We start from the raw sequence: 17,651 nt of genomic DNA on the forward strand, positions 1-17,651 counted from the left end.
CGGTCGTTACAGTTGGAGCCGTGACCACACGAGCTGACGGCCGAGCCGACGACGAACTGCGTCCCATCTCCTTCACCCGTGGCTTCACCAGCCATCCCGCGGGATCGGTGCTGGTGGAGTTCGGACAGACCCGCGTGATGTGCACCGCGAGTGTCACCGAGGGCGTCCCGCCGTGGCGTCGTGGTTCGGGCCTGGGCTGGCTCACCGCCGAGTACTCGATGCTCCCTGCCGCGACGCACGAGCGGAACAAGCGCGAATCGGTCAAGGGCAAGATCGGTGGCCGAACCCACGAGATCAGCCGGCTCGTCGGCCGGTCGCTGCGCGCCTGCATCGACCTCGCCGCCCTGGGGGAGAACACCATCGCGCTCGACTGCGACGTCCTGCAGGCCGACGGCGGCACCCGCACCGCCGCGATCACCGGCGCCTACGTGGCGCTCGCCGACGCGGTGACCTACCTGCGTGCCGCCGGCAAACTGGCCGACCCGCAACCGCTTTCGTGCGCGATCGCCGCGGTGAGCGTGGGCGTCGTCGACGGCCGGGTGCGTCTCGACCTGCCGTACGAAGAGGACTCGCGGGCCGAGGTCGACATGAACGTCGTCGCCACCGACGCCGGCACCCTCGTCGAGGTGCAGGGCACCGGCGAGGGCGCGACCTTCGCACGGTCGACCCTCGACGCGCTCCTCGACGTCGCTGCGATCGGTACCCAGAAGCTGTTCGAGGCGCAGCGCGCCGTGCTCGCCGAGCCGTACCCGGGTCAGCTGCCGGGCAACGCCTGATGTCGAAGGTCCTGCTCGCGAGCCGCAATCGCAAGAAGCTCGCCGAGCTGCAGCGTGTCGTCGACGCCGCCGGGATCACCGGCCTGGAGATCCTCGGCCTCGACGCCGTGCCCGAGTACCCGGAGGAGCCCGAGGACGGCGCGACCTTCGAGGAGAACGCGCTGATCAAGGCGCGCTCGGGTGCACGCGCCACCGGATTGCCCTGTCTCGCGGATGATTCCGGGATCTCGGTGGACGCACTGAACGGGATGCCCGGGGTGCTGTCGGCGCGCTGGTCGGGTGCTCACGGCGACGATCCGGCCAACAACACGCTGTTGCTGGCGCAGCTGTCGGACACCCCCGACGAACGACGCGGCGCGGCATTCGTGTCGGCGTGCGCGTTGGTGCTGCCGGACGGGACCGAGACGGTCGTGCGCGGGGAGTGGCGCGGACGGGTGCTGCGCGCCGAGCGCGGACCGAACGGCTTCGGCTACGACCCGCTGTTCGCGCCCGACGACGAGCTCGCGGCCGGCCGGTCGTCGGCCGAACTCACGCCGGAGGAGAAGGATTCGCTGAGCCACCGCGGCAAGGCGCTGGCGCAACTGGTGCCGGCGCTGCGGGAGCTCGCCGCTAGAGGTTGAACTGCGCCTTCACTTCCTGGGTGCGCTTGTGCTCGAACCAGAAGGACAGGAACGGAATGGTGCCGGCGATCGCGGTGATGATCGTCTTGCCCGCGGGCCAGCGCACCTTGATCGCCAGGTCGACCGCCATGATCAGGTAGACGAAGTAGACCCAGCCGTGGACGATCGGCACGAAGTCGAGCGCCTTGTTGTCGAATCCGTACGCCAGGATCAGCTCGGCGACGAGCAGTAGCAGCCAGATACCGGTGATCCAGGCCAGGACGCGGTACCTCAACAGGGCCCCGCGGACCTTCTCCACCGGTGCGGTGGGAGCAGAAGCGGTGGATGCGGTCTCGGTCACTGCGGGCCTTTCGATGACGGGGCGTCGGGGGTGTCTGCCGATCTGAGCTCGGCCAGGTAGCGGTTGTATTCGATGAGCGCCGCGTCCTTGACCGGGTCGTGATCGTTGATCAACGACGCCGCGCTCGGCGTCGTCGGGCGCTCGGGGAGGATGCCCTCGGGGATCTCGGCCGCGGCGCGGGCGTCCGCGGCGGCCTTGCGTGCCTCCTCCGGGTCGCTCTCGAGGACGACGAAGCGTCGGTAGGCGTAGATGACCGCGACCGCGAAGGCCGGCCACTGCAGCGCGTAGCCGAGGTTCTGGCCGCTGCCGGAGGCCGACTCGAAGCGCGACCACTGCCACCAGGCGAGGACCAGGCACGCCACCGCGGCGACCACGGTCAGCACCACGAGCGCCGGCCGATGTGTGCGACGGGGGGACGAGGACATACCTTTCAAGGTACCTGGCCTGCGATGATCAAAACGCGGCCGGTAGGGTGGTCGCGGTTACAGTGCGGAGCCCGGTTCCACGTCGGGAACGCACCGAGCGCGAGTGGCGGAATTGGCAGACGCGCTGGATTTAGGTTCCAGTGTCTACGGACGTGGGGGTTCAAGTCCCCCCTCGCGCACCGGATCTCGTGGAAATTGTGCGCAAGTGGCGCACAACTTGTTCTACGAAACGCTCAGGAGCTCGACGGCATCGTCGTCGGCGAAGACGATGTCGTGATCGTCGGTCGAGATCGCCCAGCGCCGCAAGCGGGCGATGTGATCCTCGTCAATCCGTGCCTCGACGGTCTGGTCGCCGGGAGCGAGGTCGGCGAAGTCGTCGACGATCTCCCCCTCACGCGTGGTGCCGTCCTCGAGAGTGACACGAACCCGCGACGACACGTGCAGACCTTCGAGGTCCGCGGCGTCGGCGAGTTCTCCGTGGGTGTCGGCCTCTATGGGCTTGTCGAGAGTTTCCTCGTCAAGCGGGGCTTCTTCGACCGGGGCCGCATCGTCGACGGCGGCGGTTTCCTCGACCGCAACGTCTTCGGCAGCGACATCCTCGGCGGAGTCTTCTACAGCGGGCTCCTCGGCGGAGTCCTCTGTGGCGACGACCTCGTCGGGGGAGATCTCGACGGCGGCGTCCTCGTCCTCCAGGGCGTCGACCTCGACCGTCGCGTCCTCGTCGGCGGCCTGCAGATCGGCATCTACGGCGTCGTTCTCCGTGTCCACCGCGTCGATCTCGCGATCGGCGCTGCTCTCCGGTGCGCTCATGGCGTTGCCGTCCTTCCGGTCAGGGAGTGTGATCTCCGGGCGGCCGGACGCACCCAAGTGGCACGTTTGACCCGGTCGTAGGGGTGATCATACTGAACCGGAGGGTTGTCATCCCGAATGGGACCGAATCGTTGCCACCCCGGGATTGTCGTTCCGAAATCGTTAGGTGTCGGCGCCTCGGCTCCGGAAACGCCGACGACCCGCGAGCCACCACCGGCGAACCTCGCTTCGACCTGCAGACTTCGGCCGACGTCTGCAGGTCGAAGCGAGGTTCGCCAGTCACCGGGCACGTCGGCTCGGTGTCGGGGACGCGTGCAACGATGCCGGGGTGAGACGTCGGGCGGTGCTGCCGGGAATCGGAGTGGTCGTTCTGCTTGCCGTGCTCGGTGCACTCGGTCTGCTCCAATCGGAATCGGCTCCGGAGACAGCGCCCGCCCCGGGTGCGGCTTCGGTTCCGTCGCTTCCGTTCTCGACGCCGTCGTCGACGCCGGCGCCGGTGAACCGGGCCCACGCCGATCTGGACTCGCTGGCGGTGAAGGGTCGGGCGCCGAAGACGGGATACTCGCGCTCGGAGTTCGGCTCGGCCTGGGACGACGCCGTCGATGTGCAGTTCGGCCGCAACGGGTGTCGGACCCGGGAGGACATCCTGCGCCGTGACCTCGTCGACGTCACCCTGCACGCCGACGGGTGTCGCGTGCTGTCGGGGACCCTCGTCGACGCCTACTCCGGCACGACCCTGCCGTTCACCCGCGGCCAGGACACGTCGGCGCTCGTTCAGATCGACCACGTCGTCGCGCTGTCGGACGCCTGGCAGAAGGGCGCGGCGCAGTGGGATGCGCGTCGCCGTCTCGAGTTCGCCAACGACCCGCGGAATCTGCAGGCGGTCGACGGAACGGTGAACCAGCGCAAGGGCGCCGGCGATGCGGCCACCTGGCTGCCTCCGAACAAGGCGTATCGATGCACCTACGTCAGCCGTCAGATCGAGGTCAAGAAGGCCTACGGTCTCTGGGTCACTGCGGCGGAACGGGACGCGATGTCCCGAGTGCTGTCCGACTGCTGACGCGAGGGACGGAGCGATCCCGGCCAGTCACGGTGAGTAGCCTCAGGTGCGTGACGGCGCCACATTCCACCCTTCATCCGCTGACCGACGATTCCGTCGTCGACGCCCTGGGCGCCGACCTCCGCGCCGCGGCCTATACGACCGACGGTGTCACCGAACTCCTCGGTGACGAGGTCCACGCCGCCCTGCTGCGCGGCGTGTGGTGGCCCGCGTCGGCCGCGACTGCGGAGGAACAGCGCGACGGCGACGAGGGCGAGTCGCGACTCGCCACCCTCATCAGGCTCTTCCTGCTCGGGTCGGACGAACCCGAAAACCTCGTCGCGCAGGCGTTTCCGACAGCCGGCGTCGACGCACTCGTCGCCCAGGGAGTACTCACCCGGATCGACGAGGGAGCGATCCGCGCGAGCCTCGACATCCGTCCGCACGCCGACGAAACCCACGACTTCCTCGTCGTCGCCGACCAGGACGCCGCCATGCGATCGGGTCCCGTCGCCCGCGACCACGTACTCGGAATCGGTGGGGCCTCGATGTCTCTCGCACGCGCGATCATTCGTGAACCAGCACGACGCGCCCTCGACATCGGCACGGGGTGGGCATCCAGGCGCTGCACCTGAACTCGCACTGCGACGAGATCGTCGCCACCGACACCAACGAGCGGGCACTGGCGCTGGCCCGGGCGACCGCGCGCCTGAACGGGATGTCGTGGGATCTGCGGGCGGGCAGCATGTTCGAGCCCGTGACGGGGGAGCGCTTCGACCTCATCGTGTCCAACCCGCCGTTCGTCGTCGGGACCGGCAGCCAGGACTACATCTATCGTGACTCGGGTGTCGTCGGAGATGCGCTGTGCGAGCAGCTCATCCGCGAGTTGCCTGCTCACCTGAACCCGGGCGGCACCGCCCAGATCCTGGCCAACTGGATCATCACCGACGGTGCGGACTGGCGTGACCGGGTGGGCGGCTGGCTGGACGGGACGGGTCTCGACGCCTGGGTCGTCCAGCGGGAGGCGGCTGATCCGATCAGCTATGTGTCGCTGTGGCTCTCCGATGCCGGCGAGGACGAGGCTGCCGCTGCCCGGCGCGGGGAGCAGTGGCTGGAGTGGTTCGACGACAACGACATCGTCGCGATCGGCATGGGCTCCATCACCGTTCGCGCGCCGGAGGCGGGGGAGGACCGGGAGCCCGACGTCGTCATCGAAGAGATCACCGGAGCGGGCGAAGAGGTCACCGGTCCCGAGGCGCAGGCCTTCCTGGCCCGCCGCCGGTACCTACGCGAGACCTCCGACGCGGAGCTGCTGGACAAGCGGCTCTCGGTCGCGCCGGTGATGCTCGAAGAACATTCGCTACCCGGCGAGGACGGCTGGCAACAGGTCGGTGCCGCCGTGCGCCGCCCCGGAGGTCCGGGCGCGGTCCTCGGCGTCGACGAGGTGTCCCGCGCATTACTCGCCGGATGTCGCGGACAGGTTCCCCTGCAGACCTTGATCGAGTTGCTCGCCGACTTTCACGGCGTCGACGCCGAGGCGTTGGCCACCGCCGCACTGCCGGTGGTCCGGGAGGCCATCGGACGCGGAATCCTCTACGAGGCGGACTGAGGACCGGCGGTCACATCCGTGCGTACCGGGTGAGCCAGTAGCAATACACGCCGTAGCCGGCGATACCTATCGCGGCCAGGATCATCAGCACCTGCCCCGCGGGGAGGGCGGCCAGGGACTTGACCGTGCCGTCGATCCCGCTCGCCTTCGACGGGTCCGAGGTGGCCACCGCGACGAGAACCAGGATGCCGGTGCCGACGAGCACGAGGCCCTTGCCGCAGTAACCGACCACCCCGGCGATGGTCGCCGCGCGGTCGTGGGTCTTGAGGTCGTCGAGGAAGTTCCGGCTCGCACCCTTGTACACGTGGTAGACACCGACGCCGATGATGATCAGGCCGGCGACCACCACGACGAACTTGCCGGCACCGGATTCCATCAGACGAGCGGTGAGTCCGGTATTCTGCTGGCCACTCGACTGGCCGCTGCCCATCGCGAATCGCACTGCCGTCCAGGCGAATCCGGCGTAGACGACGGCCAGCGACAATGCCTTACCGCGGTCGAGCCAGTCCTCTGCGCCGTCGTTGTCCCGGCCGGGTTCGGTGGCGTGCGGGCCGACGATGGCCTCGGCGACTCGCCACAGGGCGAGTGCCACGAAGGCGACGGCCGCGATCCAGAGCACGATGCGGCCCCCGGTGTTCCCGGCGAAGATGCCCAGGGCCCCGGACTGGTCGGCGTTTCCGCCCTCGCCGAAGGCGAGCCGAACGACGATGTACGCGATGAGCAGGTGGACGAGTCCGCTGACGGCGTGCCCGGCGCGTGCCCCGCGCTGGAACCACGGACTGTCGGTGGCGCGATCGACCGCGCCGGTTACCTGGTTGCCTGACATCCTCGCCGCCTCCCGTCGGCGGTGAGCGCCGACGTTTCGAACGATACGCGCGCTCAGTCGCCGTCCGGGAACGTTGCGTCGAGAGCCCGGGAGATGTCGGCGATCAGGTCATCGGCGTCCTCCAGGCCGACGGAGAAACGGAGATGGCCCCACTGCCGGAACGGTTCCGGATATGCCGCCACCCGCGGGCCGTCGGGTCCGACGTGGACGATCAGCGACTCGTCGTGGCCGAGCGACACCGCCGACGTGATCACCTGCAGCGCCCCGACGAAACGGTTCTGGGTCGCCGAGTCCCCGCGCACGGCGAACGCCATCATCGCGCCGAACCCGCGTCCGCCGAACTGGTGAACCGCCAAGTCGTGCTCGGGATGGGAGGCGAGGCCGGGGTAGCGCACGAAGGCGACACGCGGATCCCCGTCGAGGAAGGTGGCGACGCGTTCGGCGGTGCGCTGGTGCTGGGCGAGCCGCAGCGGCAGGGTGATGGCACCACGGGCGATCAGCCACGCGTTGAACGGTGAGATCACGCCGCCGACGTCGACCATCGCCTGCTCCTTGATGCGGCCGATCAGGTCGGAGCGGCCGAGCACCGCGCCGCCCATCGCGTCACCGTGACCGTTGATGTACTTGGTCAGCGAATGCACGACGAGGTCGGCGCCGTCGCCGAGTGGCCGGTACAGCGGCGGCGGGGTGAAGGTCGAGTCGACGAGCAGCAGGGCGTCGGCGGTGTGGGCGATGTCGGCCAGCGCCGCGATGTCCCCGACCTTGGTCGTCGGATTCGCGATCGTCTCGACGGCCACGAGTCGCGTGTCGGGACGCAGCGCCGCGCGGACGTTCTCGGGGTCGGTGATGTCGACGAAGGTCGCCTCGATTCCGTACTTCTTCGGCAACAGCTCCGCCCACAGCTTCCACGTCGCCTCGTAGGTGGTGTCCGAGACGACGACGTGGTCGCCGGTGGAGAGGAAGGTGAAGAAGACCGCGTGCAGCGCGGCGACACCGGAGGCCAGGACGACCGCGTCCTCGGCCTCCTCGAGCGCGGCGAGCTTGTCCTGCAGGGCAACCTGGTTGGCGCCGGTGTTGCGGGTGTAGAAGAGCTGCTCGGTACCCGACCAGCTGATCTGTTCCGGCTCGGGCGGCAGGTGATACGAGTTCGCCATCGTGATGGGCGTGCGCACCGACGGACCCGACGAGTCGTTCCCGGCGTGCACGCTGCGTGTCATCTCCCCGGGCTGCACTTCTCCGGTCATGCGCGGGCTCCTATCGGTTGCGGCTGCTCGCCGGTCGGCACACCGGGTTCGACGTCGACGTCGAGAGCGGACCCGTCGCCGAACCCCGGCGCGGTGTTGTCGCGGCCTGGCAGGACACCTCGGGCGACCCGTCCAGGGACCTTGTGCAGCTTGTCGATGTGCGTGAAGTACCGGAACTCCGCCCACACCCAGCAGATGCCGAAAACCAGCAGCGCGACGGCCTGCATCGTGAGCGTGTCCCACGGCCGGTGCGCGATGTGAATCGGGACGATGACCAGCGCGATCGCCTGGATGACGTAGGAGTCGAGGCTTCGGGTGCCGGTCATGACCAGCGGGCGCAGCCAGTCGTGATGCCACCAGCGCAGCAACAAGCGGAACATCCCGTAGAGGGCGGGGATCACCAGGTAGGCGCCGATGGCACGCGCGGGCCGGAAGTCCAGCTTGTCGGCGAAGGCGGGTTCGAGGTGCGCCCACGGGCCGGCGGCGATGCCGTAGTGGAAGAACAGTGCGACCGTCACCGCCACGGCGACGATGACGACGAGCCAGCGGTCGACGAACTCGGGGACACTCCATCGCGACCAGTTCCAGCCGATGACCACCGACGGGATGAACATGATCTGCCATCCCGCGACGTTCTGGATGTGCGGGGCCGCCTGGTAGGCGCTGAGGTAGAACCAGTCGGGCGACCAGACCAGCGAAACCGCGTACAACGTCAGCGACGCGGCGAGGATCCACGCCCACCAGCCGCGCTGCAGAAGCGGGAACAGGGCGAACGCGGACATCATCAGCACCATGTAGAGGAGCAGGATGTTCCCGCCGCTCGGCAGGTACTGCATCGTGACCGACAGCCAGATCCCGTCGGCCCAGCCGTCGACCGGGAGCAGGAGCGTCAGCCAGCGGTGGCCCTCGAGCGCGGCCGCGACGGCGACGAGCGCGATCGTCAGCTGACAGACGTAGAGGACCGCGATGCGCTTGGCCAGGCGGACGTAGGCGTACCGCAGCCCGTGACGGGTGACCCAGCGCTGGTACACGAGGCCCAGCACGATGCCCGAGAGCATGACGAACGCCGACATCCCGTCCACGTACGGAAAGGCGTGTGTGGGCGAGGCCAACGGGGAATCGGTGGCGAAGTGTGCGGTGACCATGCTCCAGATCGCCACTCCTCGCGTGGCGTCGATGGCGAGATCTCGGTTTCCCGACACTCGGTTCCCAGACCCTGTGTGTGAAGACATTGATCTGAAGATAGAACTCACCGCGACCCGGAGTCATCCCGGGCCGCGGTGAGTCGTGACCTGAATCGCCTCGAGGCGGCGCTTCTATGTGTAGAGGTCGGCGATCGCCTGCTTGTGCGCGTCGTGGATGACGTTGCGCTTGAGCTTCAGCGTCGGCGTCAGCTCACCGGTCTCGATCGAGAAGTCGGTGTCGAGGATGGTGAACTTCTTGATCGCCTCGGCGTTGGAGACCTTCGAGTTGGCCTCCTTGACCGCCGCGTCGATCTCGGCCTTGAGATCCTCGTTCTCGATCAGCTCCGAGAGCGGGGTGTCGGCGGGCAGGTTGTGACGCTCCAGCCAGCCCGGCACGGCCTCGGGGTCGATGGTGATCAGCGCGGCGATGAACGGCTTGTTGTCGCCGACCACCAGGCACTGGCTGACCATCGGATGGGCGCGGATCGAGTCCTCGAGCTGAGCGGGGGAGACGTTCTTGCCGCCCGCGGTCACGATCAGTTCCTTCTTGCGGCCGGTGATGAAGAGGTAGCCGTCGTCGAGGGTGCCGATGTCACCGGTGTGGAACCAGCCGTCGCGGATCGCATCCGCGGTCGCGGCCTCGTTGCGCCAGTAGCCGCTGAAGACCACGGGTCCCTTGAGCAGGATCTCGCCGTCGTCGGCGATCGCGACGGTCACACCGGGAACGGGGCGTCCGACCGAACCGACCTTCTGGTTCTCCTCGTTGTTGGCGGTGACCGCCGCGGTGGTCTCCGACAGGCCGTAACCCTCGTAGACGGGGATGCCGACACCGCGGAAGAAGTGGCCGAGCCGGGCGCCGAGCGGGGCTCCGCCGGAGATCGCACCCTCACACTGCCCGCCGAGGGCGGCGCGGAGCTTGCCGTAGACCAGCTTGTCGAACAGCGCGTGGCGGAGCTTCAGACCGAGGCCGACCTTGCCGCTCTCCATGGCCTTGCTGTACTCGATGGCGGTATCGGTGGCCTTCTCGAAGATCGAGCCCTTGCCGCCGTCGTAGGCCTTCTGCTTGGCCGAGTTGTAGACCTTCTCGAACACGCGCGGCACCGACAGCACGTAGTGCGGCTTGAACACCGCGAAGTCGTTGACGAGGTTCGTGATGTCGTTGGTGTGACCCAGGATGACCCCGTTCTCCACGCTGGCCACCGCGATGATGCGCGCCAAGACGTGCGCGAGCGGCAGGAACAGGAGGGTGGTCTTGCCCTCGGCCAGGCCGGCGCCGACCGCATCGCGGGTGGCGGCACACTCGGCCATGAAGTTGGCGTGGGTGAGCAGGACACCCTTCGGGCGGCCGGTGGTTCCCGAGGTGTAGATCAGGGTCGCGGCATCGGTGGACAGCGAGTTCGCATGGCGGCGATCGAGCTCGTCGTCGGCGACGGTCGCGCCGCGCTTGGTCAGCGTCGGGAATGCGTGGTCATCGATGACCAGGGTCTCCTTGAGCGTCGGCGTCTCGTCGATCACCCGGATGTGCTTGGTGTAGTGCTCGTGGTTCTCGACGATGAGGAGCTTGGCCGCCGAATCCTCGAGGATCCACTGCACCTGGTCGGGGGCCGAGGTCTCGTAGATGGCGACGGTGCATGCCCCTGCACGCCAGATGGCGTAGTCGAGGACGGTCCACTCGTACCGCGTCGACGCCAGGATCGCCACGCGGTCCCCGGGCTCCACGCCCGAGGCGATGAGTCCCTTGGCCACCGCGTCGACCTCGTCCGCGAAGTGCTTCGCCGTGACGTTGATCCACTGATTGTGGGAGCGCTTGCGGAAAAGAGGCATCGTGGGTCGCTCGGTCCGATACTTGAGGATCGAGTCGACGAGGTTCGCCTTGTCGTCGATCGTGAGATCGGACGGGGTGGCGTACTGCTGCTGCATGGCACTCCTGAGACGGACTTGCTGATCTGGACATATCCGGCGCCGACTACCCGGTGACCGGGGACGACGCCATTTGAGTGGCACTGACAGTACCAGTATTCGTGTGATGCATCACACGCGCTCATCGTAGTGCTGTATTACCAGTTCAGCTGCCAGTTGTGACGCGGTCATGGCACGATGCCTACTTTCCGGGGTCGGGCGATTACAGTTGAGTGCGATGAATGAGACCCGCGCATGAGTACTTCCGAACAAGGCGAGCACGGCGCGCCGGCTGACACCCCTGCACAAGACATCCCCGGCGATTCTTTCGACGACCTGGAGATCGAGTCACGAGTCCGTGCCGCGATCACCGACGTCGGCTACGAAACCCCCTCGCCGATCCAGGCCGCCACGATCCCGCCGCTGATGGCCGGCCGCGACGTCGTCGGCCTCGCGCAGACCGGTACCGGCAAGACCGCGGCCTTCGCGATCCCGATCCTCTCCAGGCTCGACACCTCTGCGCGCACACCGCAGGCGCTGATCCTCGCACCGACGCGTGAGCTCGCCCTGCAGGTGTCGGAGGCCTTCGGCCGCTACTCCGCGCACATGCCCGAGGTCAAGGTCCTGCCGATCTACGGCGGACAGTCCTACGGTGTGCAGCTCGCGGGTCTGCGCCGCGGTGCTCAGGTGATCGTGGGTACGCCCGGTCGAGTGATCGACCACCTCGACAAGAAGACCCTCGACATCTCCGGACTCGAGTTCCTCGTGCTCGACGAGGCCGACGAGATGCTCACGATGGGCTTCGCCGAGGACGTCGAACGCATCCTCGCCGAGACTCCGGACACCAAGCAGGTCGCGCTGTTCTCCGCGACCATGCCCAGCTCGATCCGCCGGCTCGCCCAGCGCTACCTGAAGTCACCGCAAGAGATCACGGTCAAGTCCAAGACGGCGACCGCGCAGAACATCACACAGCGCTATCTGCAGGTGTCCCACCAGCGCAAACTCGACGCGCTGACCCGATTCCTCGAGGTCGAGGAATTCGACGCGATGATCGTGTTCGTCCGTACCAAGCAGGCGACCGAGGAACTCGCGGAGAAGCTCCGTTCACGCGGACTCTCCGCGGTCGCCATCAACGGTGACCTCGCGCAGGCACAGCGTGAGCGGACCATCAACCAGCTCAAGAACGGCTCGATCGACATCCTCGTGGCAACCGACGTGGCCGCCCGCGGCCTCGACGTCGACCGCATCTCGCATGTCGTCAACTACGACATCCCGCACGACACCGAGTCGTACGTGCACCGGATCGGACGCACCGGCCGCGCCGGCCGTTCGGGCAACGCGCTGCTGTTCGTCTCGCCGCGTGAGCGCCACCTGCTACGGGCGATCGAGCGGGCGACGCGCCAGGAGCTCACCGAGATCGGGCTGCCCAGCGTCGACGACGTGAACGCGCAGCGTGTCGCGAAGTTCGGCGAGTCGATCACCCAGAACCTGTCCTCGGACAACCTGGACCTGTTCCGCGGACTCATCGAGAACTACGCCCGCGACAACGATGTGGCCATGGCCGACATCGCCGCCGCGCTGGCCCTCGAGACGCGCGACGGCGGGTTCCTGCTGACCCCGGATCCGCCGGAGTCGGAGAAGCGGGCGAACCGTGAACAGCGGGAGCGCACCCCGCGTCGTCCCGGCGCGAGCTTCGCCACCTATCGCATCGCGGTCGGCCGCAAGCACAAGGTCTCCCCGGGAGCGATCGTCGGTGCGATCGCCAACGAGGGCGGTCTCACCCGCGCGGACTTCGGCAACATCAGCATCCGCGACGACTTCAGCCTCGTCGAGTTGCCCGACGATCTCGACAACGAGACGCTGTCCCAGCTCCGCCACACCAAGATCGGGAAGAACCCGATCGACATCCGCAAGGACATGGGTGCGCCGCGGGGTCGCGGGGGCAAGCGTGGCGGGCCGCAGGGTGGCCGCGACGGTCGTCGCGACAACTTCGGCGGCAAGCGGCCTTCGCCGCGGGTCGCCGGACGCGGTCGCCGGTCCTGATCGCCGTATCGACCTGAGTCGGTTTCGCTCGCCGTGCGTGCCGCAATGTGGTGACGGAACTTGTCAAACCGAGATCATTCCGTAACCTTGGAGACGGGGGTCTTCAAGGTGTCCATTTCGTGCGTGCGGGTATCCGCCGACCGAGGGGCACGAAAATTACGAGTGAGCACAGGATTGGTGAGTCACCAGTGTCCTTGGTGAGTGCGATTTCAGCAGCAGAAGCAATCGACCACAGCCGCGCCGGAAACGCGGTCATGGTGGATGCCCGCCCGCAGGTGGTGCGCCACCAGGGCAGCCTTCCGGGCGCCTACGTGGTCGAACCCAGTGAGCTACCGAACCTCCTGAGTCCCACCCCGACCGGCACCTTCCCCGTCATCCGCGACGCCGAGCAGCCCAGGAAGATCGCGCGCGACACCGAGATCGCCGTGGTGTCGGTGAGTTCGGAGGCACCGCGGATCGCCGAGCAGATCGCGGGCCTCGGCTACACCAACGTCCGCTACGTCGACGGTGGTTACCGAGCACTGCGTTCCTCCACCTGAGCGCATCACGTGAGCGCGACGCCGCTCACCGGCCGACGTGGTCTCCTTGACATACGGTGCGGCAGTTCCGCTTTCCTGACCAGCGGCTTGATAGCGTAGGAACGCCGGCGACGAGAGGAACCCATCGGATGCAGGATGACACTCGCGAGACACTGCGAGACCAGGTCACCCGGCTGATGGCGTTCCTGAGGGACGTCGTCCGCTCGCGCTCCGGTGATGTCCGGGACATCGACGAACACGCAGGCCACGTCTGGGTGGGCGCCTCGACGCCCATCTCGGTGCGGGCGTCGGCCGCGCCGGGGCAGGTCGTCGTCGAGATCGATCCCGCCGACACCGCACACGCCGATGTCGCCCGCCTCGTCGACGAGCTGACCGAGAGCCCCGAGACCCTCGAACTCGTCCTGGCCAACGCCCTCGTCACCGTCCACGACGACGCCGGCTCCGAACCTCTCGTCCGCGAGCATCTCCTCACACAGGCAGTGGTCGCCGACCGCGACGAGTCGGGCGCCATCCGCGTGTCCCTCGGCGCGGGCTCCGCGCCGACCATGCACGACACCCATCTGCTCGCCGCGGTCGACGGACTCGAACTCGCCGGCGCGATGAAGACCCGGACCCGACTCGCCGAGCAGCCGTCGGTCGTCGCCGGCAAGGTCACCGATCTCGTGGGCGAGTGGCTGGGGGAAATCGAGATCGACGCCGACCGCGCCACCCTCTCGCTCGACATGCGACCGGCGATCGTCCTGCGACGCCGCGGTGTCGAGAACTCGCTCGCCTTCTACGACGCGATCATCGACGACCTGCGCGACGAGGATGCGAGCGTGCCCGTCGGCCTGGCCCAGCTGGTCAAACCGATCGACGCCGAGGATCGGCTGGGCGCGCTCGACGCGCCGGCCGTGCTCTCACCCGAACGTCTCATCGCCGACGCGCTCTTCCCGCTGCCCTCGAACGTCGAGCAACGCGACGTGCTCGTGCGGCTGGGCCACGACAGCGGCGTCGTGGTCGAGGGGCCGCCCGGTACGGGCAAGACGCACACCATCGCGAACGTGACGTCCGCGCTGCTCGCCAAGGGGCAGCGCGTGCTGGTCGTCAGCGAGAAGGCGCATGCGCTCCACGTGCTGCGCGACATGCTCCCGCCCGCGCTGCGCGAACTCACGGTGTCCATCGCCGACATCTCCCAGGACCATGCCGAGACGATCGTGTCGGTGGTCGAGAACCTCGCCGCGCGCAAGGCCGCGTTCTCGGTGTCCGTCGCCGACGCCGAGATCGCCGACCTCGAGGCCCGCCGCGACCACGCCCTGACCCAGCGCGACCAGCTCATGCGCGAGCTGTGGGATCTGCGCGCCGGCGAGACCGAGGTCCACGAGTGGGTGGCGGGGGACTATCGGGGTACCCCGGCGGACATCGTGCGGCAGGTCAAGCGCGACGCCGAGCGCTTCGACTGGATGCCGCCGGGACTCGAGGGTGCGGTCCCGCCCCTGGATTCCTCGGAGTTCGCCCGGCTCGTCGAACTCCTCCAGGTGACCGGCGGCGACCGCGGCCGTCTCACCCAGCGGTTCCCCGAGCTCGCCGATCATCTGCCGGAGCCCGGCGACATGGACACGATCTGCGCGCGGATCGCCGCCCGACCAAAGGAAACCCACGGCGGCACGGGAGCGCTGCTCCCGTCTCTCGACGGCGTCGACAGCGAACGACTTCTCACCATCAAGGAGATCTGCGAACAGCTGGGCGTGGCCGCGGGCGAGGTGGCGTCCTTTCCGGCGCCGATGGTCGACATGGCCGATCGGCTGCTGGCCGGCAACGCGTCCCACCTGTGGTCCCGCGTGACGACCCTGTCCCCGGTGATCGCCGAGGCCGCCCGGCGCGACCGCGACCTGGGCGCCCACACGGTTCTCGTCGAGGGGGACCGCCCGGGCGATGCGGCGCTGTTCGACGCAGCCGCCGAACATCTGGCGGAGGGTGGCCAATGGCGCGGCCGGCTGCGCCGCTCCCCGCAGCAGCGCGCGGTCGAGGAGTCGCAAGTACGGGCGACCGTCGACGGTCGGGTCCCGACGGACGAGGTGTCGTTGCGAAGGGTGGCCGACCACCTGACGGTCGTCGACGCCGTCCACCAGGTCCATCGCATCCTGGCCGACCTCCACGTGCCGATCGATGCCTCCGGATCCCGGTCCGCACAGGTCGATCGGCTCGTCAGGCTGGACGCGCAGCTCGCGTGGATCTCGCGTCTGGTCACCGGGCGCGATCATCTCGTCCACGAACTCGAGGCGATCAGCCCCGGTGGCCCGCGCCCCCGCAGCGTCGCGGAGATCGCCGAGGTGGCCGGGCAGGCGGGTTCGATCGCCGCCGCCAACGACGCGGCCCTGGCCGAACGGGAACTGGCCGACTGCACCTACGGGCTGGCCGCCGAACTCGACAAGGGCCCGTCATCCGAAGGTGATGCACTACTCGCCGCGCTCGGCACCGCCGACGCCGCCGGGATCCGCACGGCCCGCCGAGCCTTCCTCAAGGCCCAGGAGCAGGCGAATGCGGAGAACGCGCTCGATCTCCTCGAACTGCGACTCAAGAGCCGCGCTCCGGAACTGGTCCGGACGATCTGGGCGACGCCGCGCGATCCGATCTGGTCCGAACGCGCGCGGGAGATGGCTGCCGCCTGGGCGTGGCGGTACGCCCACACGTGGGTGTCCGAACGCAGCGACGTGCATTCCGAAACCCGGATCTCGGCCGACCTCGATGCCATCGAGGTCGACGTCGCGCAGCTGACCACCCGTCTCGCCTCGGCGCGTGCCTGGCGGGAGTTGCTCGGGCGCACCACGACCGGCGAGATCCAGGCGCTGCAGTCCTACCGCGACCACATGATCAACCTCGGCAAGGGGTCGGGCAAGCACGCCAACCGGTTCCGGCGTGCCGCGCGTGAGGCGATGGCCGTGGCGCAGAACGCGATCCCGGCCTGGATCATGTCGATCAACCAGGTCGCCGAGACGCTCCCGCCGCGCCGGCACTCCTTCGATGTCGTCATCGTCGACGAGGCGTCACAGGCGGACATCACCAGTTCCTTCCTGCTGTGGCTCGCGCCCCGGATCATCGTCGTGGGCGACGACAAGCAGTGTGCGCCAGTGGGGCTGGCGGGTACCACGCTCGACGACGCCTTCGCCGAACTCGACGCCGCGCTCCCGGACCTACCGACCTACCTCCGCGACGGACTCACCCCGCGGTCGAGTCTGTTCTCGCTGCTCCGCAGCAGGTTCGGCAACGTCGTCGGGTTGCGCGAGCACTTCCGGTCGATGCCGGAGATCATCGAGTTCTCGTCGCGGCAGTTCTACGGCAAGGCGCCGCTGATCCCGGTGCGGCAGTACGGCTCCGACCGACTCGAGCCGTTGCGCACGGTTGCGGTCGACGGCGAGGCCACCGGCAGCGGGTCGGGCCTCGTGAACGACGGCGAGGTGGAGGCGATCCTCGGGGCGCTGCGCGACTGTCTGGCCGATCCGGCCTACGACGGCCGGGACTTCGGCGTGATCGCGCTGCAGGGCACCAAACAGGCGGAGGCCTTGGAACGGGCCCTACGCAACGGGCTCGATGCCGAGGCGTGGCGCACCCGTCGTATCCGGGTGGGCACCCCGCCGGACTTCCAGGGCGACGAGCGCCGCGTCATCTTCCTGTCCATGGTCGTCTCCGATCCGACGGCCATCTCGGCACTGACGCGCGCAGAATCGCAGCGACGGATCAACGTCGCGGCCACCCGCGCGATGGACCAGGTCTGGCTGTTCCATTCGATCGGACCAGAAGACTTGCGGCACAACGACATCCGGTACTCGCTGCTGTCCTACTTCACCGCCAACGAGGGTCTCGCGATCAGTCCGATGCCGACCGACGTGCCCGACGACCTCCGCGTCGAGCCGTTCGACAACCTACTCGAACAGCGGGTGTTCAACCGTCTCGCGGCACTGGGCTACCACGTGACCCCGAAGGTCACCGTCAACAACCGGATCATCGACCTGGTGGTCCTCGGTGCCGACGCCCGGATGGCCGTCGAATGCGATCCCGACGCGTTCCCCGGGACCGGACGCCAGGCCCGCTCGGATCTCGAGCGCGAGCGTGAATTGCGGCGCTGCGGTTGGGAATTCGCCCGGGTCCGGGAGTCGGAGTTCGAACTCGACCCGGATCGGGTGATCGATGCGGTCGCCGCGGCCCTCGAGGCGCGTGGCTGCAAGCCCGGATCGCTCACGGCACGTCCGGCCGCAGAGGTCGCCCCGACGTGGACGCCGATCGACCTGACCGCCGGGGAGTGACGCGCGGGGGAGTG

General features: G+C 68.4%; 13 protein-coding genes, 1 tRNA gene and 1 pseudogene. 8 read left to right on the forward strand and 7 right to left on the reverse strand.

What is annotated here, in order from left to right; all coding sequences use genetic code 11:
* The first annotated feature begins 20 nt into the window (after positions 1-20).
* Entirely contained in the window at positions 21-776 is a 756-nt protein-coding gene (gene rph, locus PWF70_RS09125; RefSeq protein ID WP_006357329.1) for a ribonuclease PH, read from the forward strand.
* Positions 776-1,396 (forward strand): RdgB/HAM1 family non-canonical purine NTP pyrophosphatase, encoded by a 621-nt coding sequence (gene rdgB / locus PWF70_RS09130; protein WP_006357330.1) that lies wholly within the window; start codon positions 776-778, stop codon positions 1,394-1,396. Before rph ends, rdgB begins: the two co-directional genes overlap by 1 nt.
* Here rdgB and PWF70_RS09135 read toward each other — a convergent pair.
* A complete protein-coding gene (locus tag PWF70_RS09135; protein ID WP_006357331.1) occupies positions 1,386-1,736 on the reverse strand; it encodes a DUF3817 domain-containing protein in 351 nt (116 codons plus the stop codon). The genes rdgB and PWF70_RS09135 overlap by 11 nt on opposite strands.
* Positions 1,733-2,161: a glucitol operon activator gene (locus tag PWF70_RS09140; RefSeq protein ID WP_035750838.1), complete on the reverse strand. Its 429-nt coding sequence runs from the start codon at positions 2,159-2,161 to the stop codon at positions 1,733-1,735. Before PWF70_RS09140 ends, PWF70_RS09135 begins: the two co-directional genes overlap by 4 nt.
* 97 nt (positions 2,162-2,258) lie before the next feature.
* Here PWF70_RS09140 and PWF70_RS09145 point away from each other — a divergent pair.
* Positions 2,259-2,340: transfer RNA gene (locus tag PWF70_RS09145), tRNA-Leu, on the forward strand.
* A gap of 43 nt (positions 2,341-2,383) precedes the next feature.
* Here the strand turns inward: PWF70_RS09145 and PWF70_RS09150 are convergent.
* Positions 2,384-2,971, reverse strand: a complete 588-nt coding sequence (locus PWF70_RS09150) for a hypothetical protein (protein WP_127963305.1) — start codon at positions 2,969-2,971, stop codon at positions 2,384-2,386.
* 343 nt (positions 2,972-3,314) lie between these two features.
* On the opposite strand from PWF70_RS09150, the gene PWF70_RS09155 reads away from it, so the two are divergent.
* The gene (locus PWF70_RS09155) at positions 3,315-4,031 is read left to right on the forward strand and encodes an HNH endonuclease family protein (RefSeq protein ID WP_035750841.1); all 717 of its coding nucleotides are present in this window, start codon (positions 3,315-3,317) and stop codon (positions 4,029-4,031) included.
* A gap of 50 nt (positions 4,032-4,081) precedes the next feature.
* Positions 4,082-5,619: pseudogene (locus PWF70_RS09160) on the forward strand (DUF7782 domain-containing protein).
* 10 nt (positions 5,620-5,629) lie between these two features.
* On the opposite strand, the gene PWF70_RS09165 reads toward PWF70_RS09160, so the two are convergent.
* From PWF70_RS09165 to PWF70_RS09180, 4 genes are all read right to left on the reverse strand, one after another.
* Positions 5,630-6,445, reverse strand: a complete 816-nt coding sequence (locus PWF70_RS09165) for a DUF1206 domain-containing protein (RefSeq protein WP_006357336.1) — start codon at positions 6,443-6,445, stop codon at positions 5,630-5,632.
* Positions 6,446-6,498: 53 nt separating this feature from the next.
* Complete coding sequence (locus PWF70_RS09170) at positions 6,499-7,689, reverse strand: trans-sulfuration enzyme family protein (RefSeq protein ID WP_006357337.1); 1,191 nt, start codon at positions 7,687-7,689, stop codon at positions 6,499-6,501.
* Complete coding sequence (gene opgC, locus PWF70_RS09175) at positions 7,686-8,834, reverse strand: OpgC domain-containing protein (RefSeq protein WP_006357338.1); 1,149 nt, start codon at positions 8,832-8,834, stop codon at positions 7,686-7,688. The genes PWF70_RS09170 and opgC overlap by 4 nt, the downstream gene beginning before the upstream one ends.
* A gap of 171 nt (positions 8,835-9,005) precedes the next feature.
* On the reverse strand, positions 9,006-10,793 hold the full coding sequence (locus tag PWF70_RS09180) for an AMP-dependent synthetase/ligase (RefSeq protein WP_006357339.1): 1,788 nt from the start codon (positions 10,791-10,793) through the stop codon (positions 9,006-9,008).
* A 234-nt stretch (positions 10,794-11,027) separates the two neighbouring features.
* Here PWF70_RS09180 and PWF70_RS09185 point away from each other — a divergent pair, with 234 nt between their 5' ends.
* The 3 genes from PWF70_RS09185 to PWF70_RS09195 all read left to right on the forward strand — a co-directional run bounded on the left by PWF70_RS09185 (position 11,028) and on the right by PWF70_RS09195 (position 17,637).
* The gene (locus tag PWF70_RS09185; RefSeq protein ID WP_006357340.1) at positions 11,028-12,815 is read left to right on the forward strand and encodes a DEAD/DEAH box helicase; all 1,788 of its coding nucleotides are present in this window, start codon (positions 11,028-11,030) and stop codon (positions 12,813-12,815) included.
* 188 nt (positions 12,816-13,003) lie between these two features.
* A complete protein-coding gene (locus tag PWF70_RS09190; protein ID WP_075863112.1) occupies positions 13,004-13,354 on the forward strand; it encodes a rhodanese-like domain-containing protein in 351 nt (116 codons plus the stop codon).
* 128 nt (positions 13,355-13,482) lie between these two features.
* Entirely contained in the window at positions 13,483-17,637 is a 4,155-nt protein-coding gene (locus tag PWF70_RS09195) for a PDDEXK-like endonuclease domain-containing protein (RefSeq protein WP_042377734.1), read from the forward strand.
* Positions 17,638-17,651 lie beyond the last annotated feature (14 nt).

Origin of the sequence: Gordonia sp. Swx-4 (genome assembly GCF_030316175.1) — a bacterium.
In the GTDB taxonomy this organism is placed as follows: Bacteria; Actinomycetota; Actinomycetes; order Mycobacteriales; family Mycobacteriaceae; genus Gordonia; species Gordonia alkanivorans.

Bases quoted from the DNA above. Each gene is read 5' to 3' on its own strand.
- rdgB (WP_006357330.1), top strand. From the start codon at position 776: ATGTCGAAGGTCCTGCTCGCGAGCCGCAATCGCAAGAAGCTCGCCGAG.
- PWF70_RS09140 (WP_035750838.1), bottom strand. From the start codon at position 2,161: ATGTCCTCGTCCCCCCGTCGCACACATCGGCCGGCGCTCGTGGTGCTG.
- PWF70_RS09150 (WP_127963305.1), bottom strand. From the start codon at position 2,971: ATGAGCGCACCGGAGAGCAGCGCCGATCGCGAGATCGACGCGGTGGAC.
- PWF70_RS09165 (WP_006357336.1), bottom strand. From the start codon at position 6,445: ATGTCAGGCAACCAGGTAACCGGCGCGGTCGATCGCGCCACCGACAGT.
- PWF70_RS09170 (WP_006357337.1), bottom strand. From the start codon at position 7,689: ATGACCGGAGAAGTGCAGCCCGGGGAGATGACACGCAGCGTGCACGCC.
- opgC (WP_006357338.1), bottom strand. From the start codon at position 8,834: ATGGTCACCGCACACTTCGCCACCGATTCCCCGTTGGCCTCGCCCACA.
- PWF70_RS09180 (WP_006357339.1), bottom strand. From the start codon at position 10,793: ATGCAGCAGCAGTACGCCACCCCGTCCGATCTCACGATCGACGACAAG.
- PWF70_RS09185 (WP_006357340.1), top strand. From the start codon at position 11,028: ATGAGTACTTCCGAACAAGGCGAGCACGGCGCGCCGGCTGACACCCCT.
- PWF70_RS09195 (WP_042377734.1), top strand. From the start codon at position 13,483: ATGCAGGATGACACTCGCGAGACACTGCGAGACCAGGTCACCCGGCTG.